This is a genomic window from Stenotrophomonas sp. JC08 (genome assembly GCF_052180205.1).
Taxonomy (GTDB): domain Bacteria; phylum Pseudomonadota; class Gammaproteobacteria; order Xanthomonadales; family Xanthomonadaceae; genus Stenotrophomonas.
Genome location: NZ_CP197473.1, coordinates 417,146 through 435,896, shown reverse-complemented (window position 1 = coordinate 435,896; position 18,751 = coordinate 417,146). Strand labels below are relative to the sequence as shown.

Annotated in this window: 14 protein-coding genes; 6 read left to right on the top strand and 8 right to left on the bottom strand. The window is 66.3% G+C overall.

Annotated elements, in window-relative coordinates; genetic code table 11:
* Positions 1-12: 12 nt before the first annotated feature.
* From ACSBPQ_RS01870 to ACSBPQ_RS01860, 3 genes are read left to right on the top strand one after another with little or no spacing between them, the layout of a single operon-like run.
* Complete coding sequence (locus tag ACSBPQ_RS01870) at positions 13-1,965, top strand: transglycosylase SLT domain-containing protein (protein ID WP_442683399.1); 1,953 nt, start codon at positions 13-15, stop codon at positions 1,963-1,965.
* Between the two features lie 39 nt (positions 1,966-2,004).
* Positions 2,005-2,892, top strand: coding sequence for a DUF6624 domain-containing protein (locus tag ACSBPQ_RS01865; protein WP_442683398.1), 888 nt, complete (start codon positions 2,005-2,007; stop codon positions 2,890-2,892).
* Between the two features lie 35 nt (positions 2,893-2,927).
* Positions 2,928-4,148 (top strand): multifunctional CCA addition/repair protein, encoded by a 1,221-nt coding sequence (locus tag ACSBPQ_RS01860; RefSeq protein ID WP_442683397.1) that lies wholly within the window; start codon positions 2,928-2,930, stop codon positions 4,146-4,148.
* Here the strand turns inward: ACSBPQ_RS01860 and ACSBPQ_RS01855 are convergent.
* From ACSBPQ_RS01855 to ACSBPQ_RS01830, 6 genes are all read right to left on the bottom strand, one after another.
* Positions 4,145-4,579: an SseB family protein gene (locus tag ACSBPQ_RS01855; RefSeq protein WP_442683396.1), complete on the bottom strand. Its 435-nt coding sequence runs from the start codon at positions 4,577-4,579 to the stop codon at positions 4,145-4,147. The genes ACSBPQ_RS01860 and ACSBPQ_RS01855 overlap by 4 nt on opposite strands.
* Positions 4,580-4,711: 132 nt before the next feature.
* Positions 4,712-5,719, bottom strand: coding sequence for an acyltransferase family protein (locus ACSBPQ_RS01850; RefSeq protein ID WP_442684480.1), 1,008 nt, complete (start codon positions 5,717-5,719; stop codon positions 4,712-4,714).
* 70 nt (positions 5,720-5,789) lie between these two features.
* On the bottom strand, positions 5,790-6,932 hold the full coding sequence (nagA, locus tag ACSBPQ_RS01845; RefSeq protein WP_442683395.1) for an N-acetylglucosamine-6-phosphate deacetylase: 1,143 nt from the start codon (positions 6,930-6,932) through the stop codon (positions 5,790-5,792).
* Complete coding sequence (locus ACSBPQ_RS01840) at positions 6,932-7,960, bottom strand: SIS domain-containing protein (protein ID WP_442683394.1); 1,029 nt, start codon at positions 7,958-7,960, stop codon at positions 6,932-6,934. Before ACSBPQ_RS01840 ends, nagA begins: the two co-directional genes overlap by 1 nt.
* Positions 7,961-7,966: 6 nt before the next feature.
* Positions 7,967-9,043: a LacI family DNA-binding transcriptional regulator gene (locus tag ACSBPQ_RS01835; RefSeq protein ID WP_442683393.1), complete on the bottom strand. Its 1,077-nt coding sequence runs from the start codon at positions 9,041-9,043 to the stop codon at positions 7,967-7,969.
* A gap of 43 nt (positions 9,044-9,086) precedes the next feature.
* Positions 9,087-10,376, bottom strand: coding sequence for a sugar MFS transporter (locus ACSBPQ_RS01830; RefSeq protein ID WP_442683392.1), 1,290 nt, complete (start codon positions 10,374-10,376; stop codon positions 9,087-9,089).
* Between the two features lie 367 nt (positions 10,377-10,743).
* On the opposite strand from ACSBPQ_RS01830, the gene ACSBPQ_RS01825 reads away from it, so the two are divergent.
* The 3 genes from ACSBPQ_RS01825 to ACSBPQ_RS01815 all read left to right on the top strand — a co-directional run bounded on the left by ACSBPQ_RS01825 (position 10,744) and on the right by ACSBPQ_RS01815 (position 17,086).
* Positions 10,744-11,763 (top strand): glucokinase family protein, encoded by a 1,020-nt coding sequence (locus ACSBPQ_RS01825; RefSeq protein WP_442683391.1) that lies wholly within the window; start codon positions 10,744-10,746, stop codon positions 11,761-11,763.
* A 116-nt stretch (positions 11,764-11,879) separates the two neighbouring features.
* On the top strand, positions 11,880-14,633 hold the full coding sequence (locus ACSBPQ_RS01820) for a TonB-dependent receptor (RefSeq protein WP_442683390.1): 2,754 nt from the start codon (positions 11,880-11,882) through the stop codon (positions 14,631-14,633).
* Between the two features lie 113 nt (positions 14,634-14,746).
* Positions 14,747-17,086, top strand: coding sequence for a beta-N-acetylhexosaminidase (locus ACSBPQ_RS01815; RefSeq protein ID WP_442683389.1), 2,340 nt, complete (start codon positions 14,747-14,749; stop codon positions 17,084-17,086).
* A 51-nt stretch (positions 17,087-17,137) separates the two neighbouring features.
* On the opposite strand, the gene ACSBPQ_RS01810 is transcribed toward ACSBPQ_RS01815, so the two are convergent.
* Positions 17,138-17,536, bottom strand: a complete 399-nt coding sequence (locus tag ACSBPQ_RS01810; RefSeq protein ID WP_442684479.1) for a VanZ family protein — start codon at positions 17,534-17,536, stop codon at positions 17,138-17,140.
* Positions 17,524-18,708: a class I SAM-dependent methyltransferase gene (locus tag ACSBPQ_RS01805; RefSeq protein ID WP_442683388.1), complete on the bottom strand. Its 1,185-nt coding sequence runs from the start codon at positions 18,706-18,708 to the stop codon at positions 17,524-17,526. Before ACSBPQ_RS01805 ends, ACSBPQ_RS01810 begins: the two co-directional genes overlap by 13 nt.
* Positions 18,709-18,751: the final 43 nt, after the last annotated feature.

Sequence of the window (18,751 nt, the reverse complement as noted above, 5' to 3'; positions counted from 1 at the left end):
GCCGCCCCCGCTATGCTTTTGCCCATGAACCGATATCTGCTGCTGTCCCTCGGCCTGGTACTGGCCGCCACCGGCACCGCCAGCCATGCCCGCACCACCGATGCCCAGCGCACCCTGATGCGTACGGCCATCGGCAACGCCGAACGTGGCCAGGTCGATGCCGGCACCCGCGCTGCACTGCGCGACCACCCGCTGTACGGCTGGCTGGAATACAGCAGCCTGCGTCGCACCATCGACACACTCGGGACCTCCCAGGCGCAGGATTTCCTGAAGCGCTACCAGGGCCAGGCGGTGGCCGAGACGTTCCGCGCCACCTGGCTGCCGGCACTGGCCCGGCGCCAGGACTGGCCGACGCTGCTGGCCAACTACACCACCAGTACCGATCCGGGCCTGCGCTGCGCGGTGCTCAATGCCCGCCACGCCACCGGCAAGGCCGACGCGCAATGGACCAGCGAGGCGCAGGCGCTGTGGCGCAGCGCAGGCAAATCGCTGCCCGATGCCTGCGACCCGGTGTTCGCGGTGCTGGCCAGCCGGGGCGGGCTGTCTCCCGCACTGCGCTGGGAACGCATCGAGGCTGCAGCCGATGCGCAGCAACCGGGGGTGATGCGTGCCGCCGCACGCGGCCTGCCGGCGGCCGAACTGGCGCAGGCCAACGACTATGCCGCCTTCGTCGACACGCCCGATGCACGCGCCTTGAACTGGCCGAAAACCGAGCGCAGCCGCCGCATCGCCACCGATGGCCTGGAGAAGCTGGCCAAGGCCGATCCGGACGCCGCCGAGCAGCAGTTGCCGCAGTACATCCAGGCTTTGGGCCTGAGCACCGAACAACAGGGTCAGGTGCGTTACCAGATCGCACTGTGGACGGTGGCCTCCTACCTGCCCGACTCGGCGCGGCGACTGGCCGCGGTGCCCGAACCGGCCTACGACGCGCGCCTGCACGAATGGCGCACGCGCGAGGCGATGGCGCGCGGCGACTGGCCGGCGGCCCTGGCCGCGATCCGCAAGATGCCTGTCAGCCAGCGCAACGATTCGCGCTGGCGCTGGTTCGAGGCACGACTGCTGGAAAAAACCGGCAAGCCTGCCGAAGCCACCGCGCTGTACCGCGCCGCCGCCAGCGAGGCGACCTTCCACGGCTTCCTCGCCGCCGATACGCTCAAGCAGCCCTACACGCTGTGCCCGTGGAATCCGGAGGACAGCACCACAGCCAAGGCGGCGGTCGCGCGCGATCCGGCGCTGCTGCGCGCCATTGAGCTGTTCAAGATCGACCGCACGCTGTGGGCGGCACGCGAGTGGGCCGATGCACTGTCGCGCTTCGATGACAGCCAGCGCCGGCTCGCGGTGGAAGTGGCCAGCGACAACGGCTGGTTCGACCGCGCCGTGTTCGCGCTCAAGGGCCCGCAGGAGCTACGGCTTTACACCCTGCGCTTTCCGCTGCATCACGACGACGCCATCCGCCGCGAGGCCGCGCGCAATGCGCTGGACCCGGCCTGGATCGCCGCCGAGATCCGTGCCGAGAGCATCTTCAATCCGAACGCGCGTTCACCGGCCAACGCGATGGGCCTGATGCAGGTGCTGCCGGCCACCGGCGCCAGTGTGGCCAAGCGCATCGGCCTGAGCGGTTATGGCGGCGCGGCCAGCCTGTACGATCCGGACACCAACATCGCCATCGGCAGCGCCTACCTGCGCCAGCTGATGGACAAATACGACGGCCTGCCCTACGTCACCATCGCCGCCTACAACGCCGGCCCGACCCCGACCGCCCGCTGGCAGTCGCAGCGCCCGGACTTTGATCCGGACTTCTGGATCGAGACCATCAGCTACAAGGAAACCCGCGAGTACGTCGCTCGCGTGCTCGCCTTCAGCGTGATCTACGACTGGCGCCTCAATGGCAACGCGCTGGGCGTGAGCGACCGCATGCGCGGCAAGGTTGAAGGTTCCCGCAAAGCATTTACATGCCCGCAGTGACGCCGGCATGCTGGCCGTTCCCGACAAGGAGTCGTCAGCATGCGCCACGTTTTCAGTTCCGCCGTGTTGTTTGCCGGCATCATGCTGTTGCCGGCACTGGCAACGGCCGCCCCCAGCCGCGCTGACGCGCAGAAGGCCTACAACGCCAGGGATCACAGCCGCTGCGCACTGATCTACACGCAGCTGACGCAGATGCCGGACGCCATCCGCAGTGATGGCTACAACGCCGCCTGCTGCCTCGCGCTGGCAGGCGATGCGGATGCGGCCTTCGAGCAGTTGCGCGACACCATCCTCAGCCATTACACGCGTGTCGCGGATATCGAGCAGGACCCGGATTTCGCCCCGCTGCACGGCGATCCACGCTGGCAGCCGCTGCTCGATCTTGCCCGCCAGGAAGAAGACCGCCACCTTGCCGGTACCGATCGCGCCTTGCGCCACGAACTGTTCGTGCGCATGAACCACGACCAGCAGATGCGTGGCCGCCTGATGGCCGATCCGGAAAACAGGACGCTTCTGGAAGAAATGCAAGCCATCGACCGTGACAACACCGGCTGGCTCAAGAACCTGATCGATACCCGCGGCTGGCCCGGCTACAAGCTCGTTTACAAGGACGGGGCACAGGCGGCGTGGCTGCTGGCCCAACATGCCGACCTCGACCCGGACTTCCAGCAACAGGTGCTGGAACTGCTGGAAAAGGCCGTGCTGGAAAAGGACGCCAGTCCTTCGCATCTGGCCTATCTGGTCGACCGGGTGCGCACCGGCCGCGATCAGAAGCAGCTGTACGGCACCCAGTTCATCAAGGAGGACGGGCACTGGCTGCCGGCGCCGATCGAGGACGAAGCCAACGTCGATGCACGTCGCCAGCGCATCGGCCTGGGAACGCTGACCGAGTATGCCGAACAGATCCGCGACGCCTATGCGCAGTAGCCTTTGCCGCTGCCGGCTTCGGGCATGATGTACGCATGAAGATCTATCTCGTTGGCGGCGCGGTCCGCGATGCCCTGCTCGGCCTGCAGCCCGGCGACCGTGACTGGGTGGTGGTCGGCTCCACCCAGGCGGACATGGAAGCGCGTGGTTTCAAGGCGGTGGGCAAGGATTTCCCGGTATTCCTGCATCCAGACACCGGCGAGGAACATGCGCTGGCGCGTACCGAACGCAAGTCCGGGCGCGGCTATCGCGGCTTCGTGGTCGATGCCGCGCCCTCGGTGACGCTGGAGGAAGACCTGCAGCGCCGCGACTTCACCATCAACGCCATCGCCCGCGACGAAAGCAGCGGTGAGCTGGTCGATCCGTGGGGCGGCCTGCGCGACATCGAGCAGCGCGTGCTGCGCCATGTCGGCCCGGCCTTCGTGGAAGACCCGCTGCGGGTGCTGCGCGCGGCGCGTTTCCTCGCCCGCTTCGCACCGCTGGGCTTCACCCTCGCTCCTGAAACCGCCGCGCTGATGCGGCAGATCGCCGACAGCGGCGAGCTGGACGCGCTGGTGCCCGAGCGTATCTGGCAGGAGCTGCGCAAGGCGCTTGCCAGCGCGCAACCGTCGGCCTTCCTGCGCAGCCTGCACGCTACCGGTGCACTGGCCGCGATCCTGCCGGAAGTGGACGCGCTGTACGGCGTGCCGCAGCGCGCCGAGTTTCATCCGGAAGTGGACACCGGCGTGCATCAGGAAATGGTCAGCGACATGGCCGCGCAGCTGGCGCCGGGGGACGACCTGATCGGTTTCGCCGCCCTCACCCACGATCTGGGCAAGGCGCTGACGCCGCACGATGAGCTGCCGCGCCACATCATGCACGAGCAGCGTGGCCTGAAGCCGCTGGCGGCGCTGTGCGAACGCCTGAAAATCCCCACCGACCACCGCCAGCTGGCCGAAGCGGCCTGTCGCGAACACCTCAACGTGCATTGCATCGACGAGCTGCATGACGCCACCGTGCTGGAACTGATTTCCCGCTGCGATGGGTTCCGCCGGCCCGAGCGCATCGCGCAGATGGCGCTGGTATGCGAATGCGACAAGCGCGGCCGGCTCGGCTTCGAAGACAGCGACTATCCGCAGCGCGCCACATTGTTGCGCCTGCATGCCGCCGCGCTGGCGGTCAATGCCCGCGACATCGCCACCGAAGGGCTCAAAGGCCCCGCCATCGGCGAGGCCCTGGCCAAGGCTCGTGTCGGCGCGATTGCCGCGGCGCGTTAAGGCGCGGCCGCGCGCGCCAGTGCCGCAGCACGCTGCTTGAGCTGGGTGACCGAGTCGGGCGTCAGTTCCATGCCCACATCGAAACCGGGATTGAGCACGATGCCCACGCCATCGGCGATGCCGCCCAGCAGCCAGCGGAAATCCAGATGCAGCGCGTTCTCGAATGCCGGCGCCTGCTCGCTCCAGACCAGCGCCCGCTCGGTTGCCGAGAACACCGCGAACATCGGCTCGTCGAGTTCATTGGTGAGCACCAGCGGGGTGATGCTGTCATCCCACTCGCCGCCTTCGGGAATTTCCTTGTCCAGCAGCACGAAGATCTTCTGGCCCAGCATCCAGTCGAGGAAATCCCCGGTTTTCAGCTGGCCTTCCTGCGCCTGCAGCAAACGGGCTTCCAGCTCATTGAGCGGCGTGAAGGGGGCTTCGTTTTCCATCGGATTCCTGCACAAGTGGGAGTTCAGGCGCGACTGTAGCAGCCCTGTCGCGACGATAAGCGTCTCTGCGTCCGGATGCAGCGCAATTTTCCGCCCTGCCTGATGCAGGCCGGTGACACGCTGCCTTGCCGCTCAGATCTTCAGATAGATGCGGCGCCGGTCCATCCACGCCATCGGCAACCACCACAGCGCAACGAAGGCCAGCGCCATCAGCAGCGACGCCAGCTGCGCCCCGCCCAGCGGCGTGATCCAGCGATCGAACAGCTGGCTCCACAGTCCGCTCCAGACGCCCGTGGCCATCAACGCCAGCACCATCGCCGAGGAACCCGCATAGGCGGTGATCGCGTTGACGCCGAAACGGCGGCCCAGCGCCGGCCAGTGGCGGATGTCGATCAGCACATGCGCCAGCCACAGGCTCGCAAACGCCCAGCCGGCGGTCCACAACACGTAGGACGGCGTCCACAGGTTCTTGTTGAACGGCAGCCAGGCCGACCACAGCAGGCCTGCCGCCAGCAGGATCACCGCGCCAACCAGCAGATGCACGGGGCGCGTGCGCAGCATCGCGCCGGCCTGCAGGCCGATCAGCGTTGAGGCCAGCGCGCCCAGCGTGGACAGCAGGCCTTCCGGATCATGTCCCTGACCCGTGGCCGTGTCGTACTGGTACAGCAACGGTCCCAGCAGCACGCTATCGACGCGGCTGGGCAGGTTGAGCAGCGGCTCGAGCGAACCACTGGCGGCCAGCAGCAACGCATAACCGCTCAGCACGCCGCCCAGCAGCAGCCACTGCGCCCGCGGCCGCAGCCAGATCGCGGCCATGCCGGCCAGCGCGAAACAGATACCGATGCGTTGCAGCACTCCCCACGGCCGGTAATGCGGCAGCTCCAGCCACCACCACGCCAGAAAGTGCAGCAGCAGGCCGAGGCCGAGAATCCGCAGCGCCCGCACCAGTACCGTGCGGCTCAACGCCGCGCGATCTCCACCCTGCTCCATGCGTGGCACCACCCCCAGCGCGATCGACACGCCGACGATCACCAGGAAGAACGGGAACACCAGGTCGGTCAGGGTGCAGCCGTGCCACTGCGCGTGCAGCAAGGGAGGAAACACCTGCGACCAGCTGCCGGGATTGTTGACCAGCAGCATCGCCGCCACGGTGATGCCGCGCAGGGCATCGACCGAGGCATAACGGATGTTCGCGCCCACTCCCGCCGGCTCAGTCGCGCTGGCCGGCGATCCAGGTGGCCTGCACCTGCAGCGTCTGGTCGAGCAGCACGAAGTCGGCCTGGTAGCCCGCTGCGATGTGGCCGTAGCGGTCCTGCAGGCCGAGGAACTGCGCCGGGTAGGTCGAAGCCATGCGCGAGGCCTCGGCCAGCGGCAGGCCCAGCAGATGCACCGTATTGCGCACCGCAGTGGCCATGTCCAGCGCCGAGCCGGCCAGCGCACCGGCGGCATTGCGCACCACGCCGTCGACGGCGGTGATCACCTCGCCATACAGCTCGAAGGCCGGATTGTCCGAACCCACCATCGGCATCGCGTCGGTGACCAGCAGCATCTTGCCGCGCGGCTTGGCGGCCAGCGCCACCCGCAGGCTGGCCGGATGCACGTGCACGCCATCGACAATGACGCCGCACCAGCTGTCCGCATCTTCCAGTGCCGCGCCGACCACGCCCGGCTCACGCCCCTGCAACGGCGTCATCGCGTTGTACAGGTGGGTGAAACCGGTGATGCCGGCTTCCAGCCCGGTACGGATTTCCTCGTAGCTGGCGGCGGTATGGCCGGCCGCGACGATCGCGCCATTGGCGACCATCTGCCTGATCGTGCTCGCCGGTACCCGCTCCGGTGCCAGCGTGATCAGGGTGACGCCATTGTCCAGCGACGTCGCCATGCGCACTTCATCGGCATCAGGCACGCGGAACTTGCCGGCATCGTGCGTGCCCTTGCGCGCCGGGGCGATGTACGGCCCCTCCAGATGGATGCCGAGCACCCCCGGCACCTGCGCGGCGATGGCCTCGCGGGTGGCCTGCACCGCACGCGCCATCACTTCGGCATCGTCACTGATCAGTGTCGGCAACATGCCGGTGGTGCCGAACTTGCGATGTCCGGCCACCATCGTGCGCAACGCGTCGACGTCGGTCTGGTTGTTGAACAACGCCCCGCCGCCGCCGTTGACCTGCACGTCGATGAAGCCCGGCATCAGCCAGCCGCCCTGCAGGTCGACGACCGCGTCGGCCCCGGCCAGCTGCGGATCATCGAGCGCGACCACCGCGGCGACACGGCCGTCCTCGACCACCACCGCGACATCGTCGCGGAAGTCCTCGCCGGCAAGAATCCGGCCGTTGCGCAATACCGTCCTCATCAGACCGTTTCCGTGACCTTGTTCAGGTGCGGCGGCAGATCCGGGTTGTTGCCCCGGCGCAGCGCCAATGCGTTGATCGCGCGGTAGAAGCTCTGCACGATCAGCAGCGGCGCGCACAGCGGGTGCGGCGCGGCGGCCACCGGCAGAGCGCCGCCTTCGCCGGCCAGCCATACCTTGGCACCGCGGGCGGCGAACTCTTCGGCCACGGCGCGGGTCCCGGCACCGGTTTCATCGGGCAGCGCGAACGCCAGCACCGGAAAATCCTTGCCGACCAGCGCCATCGGACCGTGCTTCACTTCCGCCGAGCTGTAGCCTTCGGCATGCAGGCCACAGGTTTCCTTGAACTTCAGCGCCGCTTCCTGCGCCGCCGCCAGACCCGGGCCGCGGCCGAGCACGAACAGGTTGTGAGCGTCGGCCAGACCGTCGGTCACCGCACTCCAGTCACACTCCCATGCCTGGGACAGCGCCGCCGGCAGCTGGTCGAGCGCGGCGATCAGCGCCGGATCGTTCTTCCAGTACGCGCCCAGCTGCAGGAAGGCGGCCAGTGACGCCAGATAGCTCTTGGTCGCCGCGACGCTGCGCTCGGTACCGGCGCCCAGCGGGATCACGGTATCAGCCAGCTGCGCCAGCGGCGAATCCTCGACGTTGACCAGTGCCACCACGCGCGCGCCGGCGGCCTTGGCCGCCTCGGCATTGCGCAGCAGGTCCGGGCTCTTGCCCGACTGCGAAACCACGATGTACAGCGCGCCACGCACCTGCAGCGGAGCCTCGTAGACCGAGCCCACCGACGGCGAGGCCGAAGCGGTCACCAGCCCCAGCTGGGTCTCGAACAGGTACTTGCCGTAGGTGGCGGCGTGATCGGAACTGCCGCGTGCACAGGTGACGATGAACGGCGGCGGATTCTGCCGCAGGTCGGCGGCCAGCGCCTGCACCACTTCACGGTTGCGGGCGAACTGCGCGGCGATCACCGAGGCGCTTTCAGCAGCCTCGCGGAACATCAGGGTTTCGGTTTCAGTCGGCAATGCCATGGATCGTTACTCGGACAAGTCAGGAGGGGAGGAAGGAGGACGCGATGGCTGCTGGCGCAGCGGCGCGGTGGAACCACGCACCACCAGCTGCGGCACGAAGCCCTGGTTGTGCAGCTGCACCGGGTTGTCATCGTAGGCATCGGTGCGCAGCTGGCTGATCAGCAGGCGCGCGGCATGCCGGGCGATGTCGCCGGTGGCCTGCTTGGCGGTGGTCAGCGCCGGCCACGACTGGCGCGAGAACGGGCTGTCCTCGAAGCCGGCGATCGACAGGTCGTAAGGCACGTTCAGTCCGGCCGAATTGGCCGCCGCCAGCACACCGGCGGCGATCTCGTCGTTGGAGCCGAAGATCGCGGTGGGCGGCTCGCGCAACGCCAGCAGGCGGCGCGCGCCGCGGAAGCCGTCATCGAAGGTGTAATCGCCGGGCACCACCAGATGCTTGTCCAGCGGGATGCCGTAGTCCTTCAGCGCGGCCTCGTAGCCGGCATAGCGCTCGCCGCTGGAACGGTGCTGGGTATCCCCCCAGAGGAAGCCGATGCGCTGGTGGCCCAGCTGGATCAGGTGTTCGGTGATCTCGTAGGCGGCATCGCGGTCATCGACGAACACGCACGCGCCGTCGCCCGGATCCTCGGTGGCGGCGATGATGCGCACCGTCTTGATGCCGCGCGTATTGAGGGCGGCCACCAGCTCCGGGCGCTCGGACATCGGCGCGGTCAGCACCAGCCCGGCCAGGCGCGAACGCTGCACCCAGTCGGCCAGCTCTTCGGCCAGCATCGGCGAGGTCGAGTCACACGGATGGATCTGCAGGCCGAAACCGGTTTCACGGCACGCCGACAGCACGCCGTTCTGCACACCGATGATGTGGTACGGATTGGGGTTGTCGTACACCAGCCCGATCACGAAGGTGGTGTTGCTGCGCAGGTTGCGGGCGGCCGGATCCGGCTCGTAGTCCAGCTCGGCCACGGCGCGCAGCACCCGTGCACGGGTGGCCTGCATCACCGACGGTTCGTTGTTGATGACGCGTGACACGGTCTTCAGTGAGACTTTCGCGCGCTCGGCGACATCCTTGATGGTGGGTCTACGCATTACAGGTTCCCGCGTTGGCTCGATGACCGCCATGATGCTCGATTCAGCTGCCACGTGCCTTGCCCACGTTGTGTCCGACGGTGCCGAAGTACAGGATGTACAGGTAGCAGGGGATCATCAGCGCGGCGAACACCAGCTGGAAATGCTCCGGGTAGGCATGCTTGAGCAGGGCGAAGGCCTGCGGGATGATCGCGCCGCCGGCGATACCCATCACCAGCAGTGCCGAACCGGTCTGGGTGAAGCGCCCCAGGCCGCGGATCGCCAGCGGAAAGATCGCCGGCCACATCATCGCGTTGGCGAAGCCCAGCGCAGCCACGAAGCCCACCGATACATAGCCATGGGTGAAGAACGCGCCCAGCGTGAACAGCACGCCCAGCGTCGCGGAAATCGCCAGGTACTTTTCCTGCGAGATGAAGCGCGGAATCAGCACCAGCCCGACCACGTAGCCCACCAGCATTGCGAACAGGGTGTAGGAGGTGAACAGCTTGGTGCTGTCCAGCGGCAGGCCGAAGGCGTTGCCATAGGTGCCGATGGCATCACCGGCCATCACTTCCACGCCCACATAGACGAACAGGCAGAACACACCCAGCCACAGATGCGGGAACTGGAAAATGCTGCGGCGCTCGTCCTTCGCGCCATTGCTGCCGGCATTGGCCTCATCGGCACGGATTTCCGGCAGCGGCGAAAACAGCACGCCGACCGCGACCAGCAGCAGCACGCCTGCGATCGCCATGTACGGGGTGTGGATCTTGGCCGCGAAGGTGTTCAGCAGCTCGGCTTTGGTCACCGCATCGGCCGCCTGCACCTGGGTTTCCAGGTCGCCGATACCCTGCAGCACGAAGGTGCCGATCACCACCGGTGCCAGCATGCCGGCGATCTTGTTGCAGATGCCCATCAGCGCGATGCGCTGCGCGGCACCTTCGATCGGGCCAAGGATGCTGATGTAAGGATTGACCGCGGTCTGCAGCAGCGCCATGCCGCCACCGATCACGAACAGGCCGCCCAGCGCACCACCGAACCAGCGACGGGTGGCGAATTCACCGAACACCATCGCGCCGACCGCCATCACCGCCAGGCTCAACGCCAGGCCCTTCTTCATGCCGGTGCGATTGAGGATGAACGAGGCCGGCAGTGCCAGGAAGAAGTACGACAGGTAGAACACCATCAGTACCAAGAACGCCGAGACCTCGCTCACGTCGAAGGCCAGCTTGACGAAGGTGATCAGCGGACCGTTGATCCAGGTGCAGAAGCCGATGATGAAGAACAGCACGCCGACGATGGCGATCGAGGACGCCATGCCGGTACGCGGCGTGGAAGCGGGAACAGCGGACATGGGAAAGCTCCTGCAGATGCGGGAGACGGTGCGGACCGTCCAGCGATTACGTGGGAACAACGTTGTCACATTTATTGTTTGTTGCTGACACGTTTGTCAACAACGTGCCGCTGCGGCACTGCCACTGCGGCCACCCCTAGATCTTCCGCAAGCCTTTGCAAGCCTGAGTTTCATCCGCGACAGGAGCATTCCAGCGGGTTGAAGCTATCTGATGCAACAATTCATGCACCGGCGGTATTTGCGCCGGACACGCTGCAATGCAGCATCAAAACTTGTAATTATTCGTTGACATCGTTGTCAAATCGACTACAGACTCGGCCCCGAAATTCGCCCGCTTGGGCACCTCCTCCGCGACAAGGGAATCCGAGTGACTGCTGCTGTCCCCCCACCACAGAGCGCCCGTCCTGACTCCGCTCACCGGCCATTCTTCGCTGCGGATGTCGGCGGTACGCATGTGCGTGTCGGCCTGATCCAGGCCGGCAGCGGCGAGCGGCCGGCCATCGACGTCCTGTCCTATCGCAAGTACCGCTGCGCCGACCATTCGGGCCTGGACGCGATCCTTGCCGACTTCGCCAGCCACACTGCGCCGGTCGAGGACTGCGTCATCGCCACCGCCGGCTATGCAATGGACGACGGCACGGTGATTTCCGCCAATCTGCCGTGGGCACTGAGCACCACGCGCATCCGCGACGACCTCGGTTTTGAAAGCGTGCACCTGGTCAACGACTTCGAGGCCGTGGCGCACGCCACCGCCCACATCGATGCCAACCAGGTGGTACAGCTCACCGGCCCGGCCGAAGCGGTGCACGGACCGCGCCTGATCGTCGGCCCCGGCACCGGCCTGGGTGCGGCGGTATGCATTCCCGATGGCCAGCGCATTGTGGTGCTGGCCACCGAAGCGGGCCAGGCCTCGCTGTCGGCGACCACCGACCTGGAGATGGCAGTGCTGCAGCAGATGCAGTGCGGCCGCAGCCACGTCTGCATCGAACAGGCGCTGTCCGGACCGGGCCTGCTCAATCTCTACAACGCCCTGTGCGCGGTACGCGGACAGGCCCCCGTACACACCACACCCGATGCCATCAGTGCCGCGGCACTGGGCCATGACGATCCGACCGCCACCGAGACGTTGCAGCTGTTCTGCGGAATCCTCGGCTCGATCATCGGCGACATGGCCCTGCTGTACGGCATCAAGGGCGGCATCTACCTGGCTGGCGGCATCCTGCCGAAGATCAGCCAGTTCCTGTTGCACAGCACCTTTGTCGAACGCTTCCTCAACAAGGGGCCGATGACCAGGGCGCTGCAAGACATTCCCGTGAAGCTGGTTGAGCACGGGCAACTGGGCGTCATCGGCGCCGCAAGCTGGTATCTGGGCCGCAAGCACGTCTAACCCGAGATCGCCAACCGCAGTAACACCGTGTCACGGCACGTCGCCAGGACATGTACTCCACCTACGTAGTGCCGGTACACACCACCGGAAATCCAACAATGATGAGGAGAGACATCATGAGGTACCGCAAGTCCGTACTATCCGCCGCCATCGTCACCTGCCTGAGCTTCTCGGTGCACGCGCAGGAGGCCGTCGAGCAGGACGCCACCGAGCTTGACCGCGTCGTCGTCACCGGTATCCGTGCCAGCCTGCAGCAGGCCCTGGACAGCAAGCGCAACGCCGATGCCATCGTCGATGTGATCACCGCCGAAGACGTGGGCAAGTTCCCGGCCTCCAACGTCGCCGAAGCGATGACCATCATCCCCGGCGTGACCATCGACAAGGCCTACGGCCAAGGCGAGAAGGTCTCCATCCTCGGCACCGACCCGTCGCTGAACCGCACGCTGCTCAACGGCCAGTCCATCGCCTCGGGCGACTGGAACATGTCCGACTTCCCGACCCGCACCTTCAACTACTCGCTGCTGGCACCGCAGCTGGTGGGCAAGGTCGAGGTCTACAAGTCGCCGGAAGCGCGCCTGGAAGAAGGCTCGATCGGCGGCACCGCGATCATCTCCACCCGCAAGCCGCTGGACATGCCGGAGAACATCTCCGTCACCGGCCAGGTCAGCTTCGCCCGCAACGACCGCGTCGAGAAGACCGACCCGCAGGCCTCGGTGGCCTTCGGCTGGAAGAACGCCGCCGAGAACTTCGGCGTGATGCTGTCGGCGCAGTCGCAGGAAGAAAGCATCCGCCGCGACGGTATCGAAGCCTACGGCACCGTGAAAGGCAAGGATTACTACCAGGGCCAGGGCGGTGGCGGCTCGGTGATCAATCCGCCGATGGACTGGTCGATCGGCGCACCGAAGGACCCGACCTGCGTCGGCGCCTGTGCTGAAACCCTGGCCAACAATCTCGATGCGGTCGGCCCGAACTCGATCAGCGCGCACTTCTTCGAGCAGGAGCGCAAGCGCAACACCTATTCGGCCACGCTGCAGTTCAAGCCGGTCGAGCAGCTGAACATCGAAGTCAACGCGCTGAAGATCGACGCCAACTTCGACCACATGGCGCAGTCGATGTTCGTGATGCCGGGCAACGCCTGGAACAGCCTGTTCACCATGACCGACGTGACCGTCAAGGACGGGCTGATCACCAGCGGCACGCACAAGAACGGACTGGCCATCTTCGACCTGCAGAACCGCCGCGCCAAGGTCGAGTCGGAAACCTACGACGTCAAGATCGACTGGAATGACGAGCGCTGGTCCGCCTCGACCCACATCGGCAGCACCAAGGCCGAAGGTGGTCCGGAGCAGGTGTTCGGCGAGTTCCTCGCCCGCACCGACTACACCTGGTCGATCGCCGGTGCCCCGAACAATCCGGGCAGCGTGACCTTCCACGGTGCCAATCCGTTCACCGACCCGAGCATGTTCGAGATGGACGGCGGCTGGGGTGCCGATCCGGATTCTCCGGACTGGAACACCGGCTGGGGCGGCAACCTGGTGCACAAGCCGACCGTGGACAAGGAAACCTACGGCCAGTTCGACTTCGGCCTGAAGCTGGATTCGCCGGTCTACCTGCTGCGCGCCGGCTACAAGCAGCGTGACCACCAGACCAGCCAGATCCAGAGTGGCGTGGCGCTGGCTTCGGTGGCCGGCTACGGCAACGGCAATGCCGCCGACTTCAACCCGCGCCCGCTGCCGGACAACTACCTGAGCGGTTTCGGTGGCTTTGGCGACCTGGGCAACCGCTTCACCATCGACGGCTGGCAGCTGGCCGACTTCATCTCCAGCGGCGCCTGGCTGGCACCGTGGCAGACCATGCCGGAGCTGTCGCCGTTCAACGCCGCCGAATTCGTCCGCAACACCTGGACGATCGATGAGGACACCAAGGCCGCTTACCTGCAGGCCGACTTCAGCTTCGACCGCCTGCGCGGCAACATCGGCGTGCGCTATGTGCAGACCGAGCTCGGCAGCGGTGCCTGGGCCTGCTCCGTCAACGTCAGCTCGTGCCCGATGGACAAGTACGAGTGGCGCGTACAGAAGAGCAAGTACAACAACACGCTGCCGAACCTGAACCTGGTGTATGACGCCACCGACAGCTTGGTGCTGCGTGGCTCGGTGGCCAAGACCATGGCACGCCCGGGTTATGCCGATGTCTCCAGCTACATCTGGCTGGCCGACCAGACCCTGACCGGCGGCGGCGGCAACCCGGACCTGAAGCCGTACCGCTCGACCAACGTGGACTTCTCGGCCGAATGGTACTTCTCGCAGGATGCGATCCTGGCCGGCTCGCTGTTCTACCGTGACATCGCCGACTACATCCTGATGGCCTCGCGTACCGAGACCCACTGGAACCAGAACCAGAACATCGACACCCAGTACCAGGTGGACCGTCCGCAGAACGCCGGTGATGCCAAGATCAAGGGCGCTTCGCTGGCATGGCAGCAGAACTTCGGCGCGGGTTTCGGCATCGTCGCCAACTACACCTACTCCGATGGCGAGGCCACCAATGGCCGTCCGCTGCCCTACAACTCCAAGCACCAGTTCAACTTCGCTCCGTTCTACGAGAACGAGAAGTTCTCCGCGCGCGTGACCTACAACTGGCGTGACAAGTACTTCACCAACGTCAGCGGTGGCCGCGACCTGTGGACCATGGACTACACCTCGGTGGACGCCTCGGTTGCCTACAAGATCAACGATCACCTGACCGTTGCCCTGGAAGGCATGAACCTGCTCGACGAGAAGTACCACTCCTACTCGCAGGTGGAGCAGCTCACCCGCGGTGCCTACCTGAGTGGCCGTCGCTTCGTGGGCTCGCTGCGCTTCGCGTTCTGATGCAACACCGCTGATCCAACTGTTTTACCCGCTGTTCTTTCTCCTCCAGCGGGCCTGGGTTTTCCAGGCCCGCTTTTTTTTGAGATAACGGCACACATTCTTCCGGAGCACCCATGACCCGCCTGCCCACGAATTTTCCCGTCCGCAGCCTGTTGGCCAGCTGCCTCCTGATCGGCGCCAGTGTTGCCACTGCCGCCACCCCGCAAGCACCGGCATCACTTGCCGTCCCGGTAATCCCCGCCCCCCAGCAGGTACAACCGGGCGGGGCCGGCTTCACCATCGACAGCCGCACCACCGTCATCGCCGCTGATGGGGTTCCGGCCACGGTGGCCGGCCAGTTCATCGAACTGCTGGCCAAAACCAGCCCGCTGCAACTTCAGCGGCACAGCGGAAACAAGCGCGCCGCCAATGGCATCCGCTTCGAGCTGGACACCTCCGGCGCCAAGGCCGTACCGGGCAGCTACACGCTGGAGGTGGCCGGCAACGGCGTCACCCTGCGCGCGGTCGATGCCGCCGGCCTGTTCAATGCCTCGATGAGCCTGTTGCAGATGCTCACGGCCGACGCCGATGCCCGAAGCGTCAGCGTGCCCGCCGTCCGCATCACCGACGCCCCCCGCTTTTCCTGGCGGGGCTTCATGCTCGATTCGGCGCGCCACTTCCAGAGCGTGGAGCAGATCAAGCTGGTGCTCGATGCAATGGCCCTGCACAAGCTCAACACCTTCCACTGGCATCTCACCGATGACCAGGGCTGGCGCATGGAGATCAAGCGCTACCCGAAGCTGACCGAGGTCGGCAGCTGCCGTGCACCGGCCGGTCAGGCCGGGGTCAAGGCCGACGGCTCGCCAAATCTGTACTGCGGTTACTACACCCAGGAGCAGATCCGCGACGTGGTCGCCTACGCTGCCGCCCGCCACATCACCGTGGTGCCGGAAATCGACGTGCCGGGCCATGCCCAGGCCGCGGTGGCCGCCTACCCGGAACATGGCGTGGTCGATGGCCCGACCGCAACCTCGCACAACTGGGGCGTGAACCCCTACCTGTTCAATCCGCGCGAGGAGACGCTGCAGTTCCTCGAAAACATCCTGACCGAAGTGCTGGAGATGTTCCCCGGCCCGTACGTGCACATCGGCGGCGATGAGGCGGTCAAGTACCAGTGGCAGGATTCGCCGCAGGTGCAGGCCTATATCCGCGAACTGGGGCTGAAGGATGAGGAGGCGCTGCAGTCGCACATGCTCAAGCGCCTGGAGAAGTTCCTTGCAAGCCACGACCGCAAGCTGATCGGCTGGGACGAGATCATCGAAGGCGGCCTGCCGCCGGAAGCCACGGTGATGTCCTGGCGCGGCATCGAAGGCGGCATCGAAGCGGCCACCCACGGCCATGACGTGGTGATGGCACCGGGCAATACGCTGTACTTGGATTTCCTGCAGACCAACTCGCCGGACGAGCCGCCGGGCCGGCCCAAGTTCACCTCGATGCAGCGGGTGTACGCGTTCGACCCGGTGCCAACGCAGCTGACCGAAGCGCAGCGCAAGCACATCATCGGCGTGCAGGCCAACCTGTGGACCGAGCACACCCGCACCTGGGAGCGCCTGCAGCACAACCTGTTCCCGCGCATGGCGGCACTGGCCGAGATCGCCTGGACGCCGCTGGAGCGCAAGAGCTACGACGACTTCCTGGCCCGCCTGCCGGCGCAGCTGCAGCGCTACAAGGCACTGGGCATCGCCTACGGTCAGACCGCGCTGGCGGTGGCGATGCAGCGGCAGGACGACCGCATCGGCAACAAGGTGACGGTGGAGCTGTCCAATCCGCTCAGCTACCGCGACATCCGCTACACCACCGATGGCAGCACGCCGACCGCGCAATCGGCGGCCTATCCGGGCGCGCTGACCCTGCCGGTGCCGACCACGTTGAAGGCGATGACCTTCTTCAATGGCAGACCGCTGGCCGATGCACCCGGCGTCTGGAATTTCGATGCGGCCTCGCTGCTGACCCGTACCGACAAGACCCTGGCGCAATGCCCGCAGGGCGGGCGCCTGCTGCTGCGGCTGGAGGATGACAACCCGCTCGATGGCGCGCTGCGTGACAGCTTCGATGTCACCATCTTCAACCCGTGCTGGCTGTGGGAAAACGCACAGCTGCAGGACGTCACCGCGTTCAAGGTCCGTGCCGGCCGCATTCCCTACAACTTCGGCCTGTTGAAGGAGGACGAGGCCAAGCGCCGCTTCCGCAAGCCGGTGGCCAGGTACGGCGAGTTCGAAGTGCGTGCCGGTTGCGAAGGCCGCGTGCTGGCCAGCGTGGCACTGCCGCAGGAAGCGGGCGAGGACGGCTTCATCGAGCTGGTGGCACCGCTGCGTGCCGGCCCGGAGCAGGTCACCGATCTGTGCATGACCTTCAGCGGCGATACCCGCCCGCGGATGTGGGTGCTGGACCAGGTGGAAATGCAGACCCGCTGATCTGCCGGCAACCGCGGACAGGCCGTACCGGCCACGGCCTGTCCCTTCTTCTCAGCGCGGTGGCTGCAACCGCGCCAGCAGGTTGCGCAGCGGTGTGAAGGCCAGCGCCATGCCGGCGAGGATGCCCAGGCTGTTAGCCAGCACATCCTGCGGGTCGGCCACCCGGTTGGCCGTCAACGCGCCCTGCGCCCATTCAATGGCCACGCCCATTGCCAGCAGCACGAACGCCACGACCCACAACGCCCGCCGCGAGGCGAACAGTTGCACCGCACTGGCAGCCAGCAGGAAGTAGGCGAGGAAGTGCTCGAGCTTGTCGCTGTTGTGCGGCAATGCCAGCGGCGGCGGTGGCAGCAGGCACAGCGCGATCACCACGATGACCGCCCCGCTCCACAGGCCCAGCCAGAACCGGCGGTGGCGCAATGGCCGCAGGATCCCGCTCACAGCCGCCAGGTCAGGTCACCCATCAGGAATGCCGCCGAGAAATCGACCTCGCGGCTGAAGCCCATCACCTGGAAGCGCTCGCCCATCTCCGTCGGCAGGGTCAACTTCTTGAGCTGGTCACGCAGGCGGTTGCGGGCCAGTTCGTCGGCCTGCTCCTCCGCCTGTTCCAGCAGCGTGGTGATGCCGTTGCCCAGCAGGAAGCTGGCCTGGTTGCTGTAGCCGGCCAGATCGAATCCTGCGTGGGTGCCGGCTTCGGCCAGCGCGGTGAAATCCACCGACGCGGTGATGTCCTGCAGACCCGGCCACAGGTAAACGTCGTTGTGCATGCGGTGGCGGTAGAACGCGCGCAGCGTGCCGTCGATACGGTCGTGCTGGTAGAACTCCGAGCGCGGGTAGCCGTAGTCGATGAACAGCATCGCGCCGCGCTGCAGGCCACCGGCCACCGCCTGGATCCAGTACGGCAACTGCGGCAGCACCTCCGAGCGGTAACCGTGCGCAAACGGCCGCTCCAGATAGGTTTCGATATGGCGGACCGAGGCGTTCAACAGGACATCGGCCGGCATCGCGCCGCGCACGAAACGGCCCTCGGCATCCAGCTCCACGGTTTCCTCGTAGATCTCGCCATCGCTGGCCAGGAAGCGCGGTGTCGGCAGCGCATCGAGCACCTCGTTGGCGAACACAACGCCGTCCCAATCATCATCGAATGGACGGTCAAGCCATTCCACCCGTGCGAACAGGGCCGGCGTCAACGCCGCCTGCAGACGCTCACGCTGACGCTCGCGCAGATCGGCACTCGGTTCGAGAATCGCGTAGCGCTGCGGCAGCACGTCCAGTTCCTGCAGCCGCTTGAGCATCACCTCGGCGAACGCGCCACTGCCGCCGCCCAGCTCCAGCAGCCGCGCCTGCGGACCGAGCTGCTGCAACACCGGCGCGACCGCGTTGGCGGTGGTGGCGGCGAACAGCGAGCCGATTTCCGGAGAGGTCACAAAATCGCCGGCGGCGCCGAACTTGCTGGCCCCGGCGCTGTAATAGCCCCAGCCAGGCGCATACAGCGCCAGCTCCATGAAGCGCGAAAACGGCACCGCGCCGCCCTGGGCAAGGATGTCGGCGCGCAGGTGCGCGGCCAGCTGCTGGCTGTGCGCAAGCGCATCGGAGTCGGGGGTGGGCAGGTCGAAGTGCATGGGACGGTGGTTTGCAGGGACAATGCACAGGATAGCCGAGTGG

What these genes read in the sequence shown, in the direction of transcription:
- ACSBPQ_RS01870 (WP_442683399.1), top strand. Translation starts at nt 13, where the DNA reads ATGCTTTTGCCCATGAACCGATATCTGCTGCTGTCCCTCGGCCTGGTA.
- ACSBPQ_RS01865 (WP_442683398.1), top strand. Translation starts at nt 2,005, where the DNA reads ATGCGCCACGTTTTCAGTTCCGCCGTGTTGTTTGCCGGCATCATGCTG.
- ACSBPQ_RS01860 (WP_442683397.1), top strand. Translation starts at nt 2,928, where the DNA reads ATGAAGATCTATCTCGTTGGCGGCGCGGTCCGCGATGCCCTGCTCGGC.
- ACSBPQ_RS01855 (WP_442683396.1), bottom strand. Translation starts at nt 4,579, where the DNA reads ATGGAAAACGAAGCCCCCTTCACGCCGCTCAATGAGCTGGAAGCCCGT.
- ACSBPQ_RS01850 (WP_442684480.1), bottom strand. Translation starts at nt 5,719, where the DNA reads ATGCTGCTGGTCAACAATCCCGGCAGCTGGTCGCAGGTGTTTCCTCCC.
- nagA (WP_442683395.1), bottom strand. Translation starts at nt 6,932, where the DNA reads ATGAGGACGGTATTGCGCAACGGCCGGATTCTTGCCGGCGAGGACTTC.
- ACSBPQ_RS01840 (WP_442683394.1), bottom strand. Translation starts at nt 7,960, where the DNA reads ATGGCATTGCCGACTGAAACCGAAACCCTGATGTTCCGCGAGGCTGCT.
- ACSBPQ_RS01835 (WP_442683393.1), bottom strand. Translation starts at nt 9,043, where the DNA reads ATGCGTAGACCCACCATCAAGGATGTCGCCGAGCGCGCGAAAGTCTCA.
- ACSBPQ_RS01830 (WP_442683392.1), bottom strand. Translation starts at nt 10,376, where the DNA reads ATGTCCGCTGTTCCCGCTTCCACGCCGCGTACCGGCATGGCGTCCTCG.
- ACSBPQ_RS01820 (WP_442683390.1), top strand. Translation starts at nt 11,880, where the DNA reads ATGAGGTACCGCAAGTCCGTACTATCCGCCGCCATCGTCACCTGCCTG.
- ACSBPQ_RS01815 (WP_442683389.1), top strand. Translation starts at nt 14,747, where the DNA reads ATGACCCGCCTGCCCACGAATTTTCCCGTCCGCAGCCTGTTGGCCAGC.
- ACSBPQ_RS01805 (WP_442683388.1), bottom strand. Translation starts at nt 18,708, where the DNA reads ATGCACTTCGACCTGCCCACCCCCGACTCCGATGCGCTTGCGCACAGC.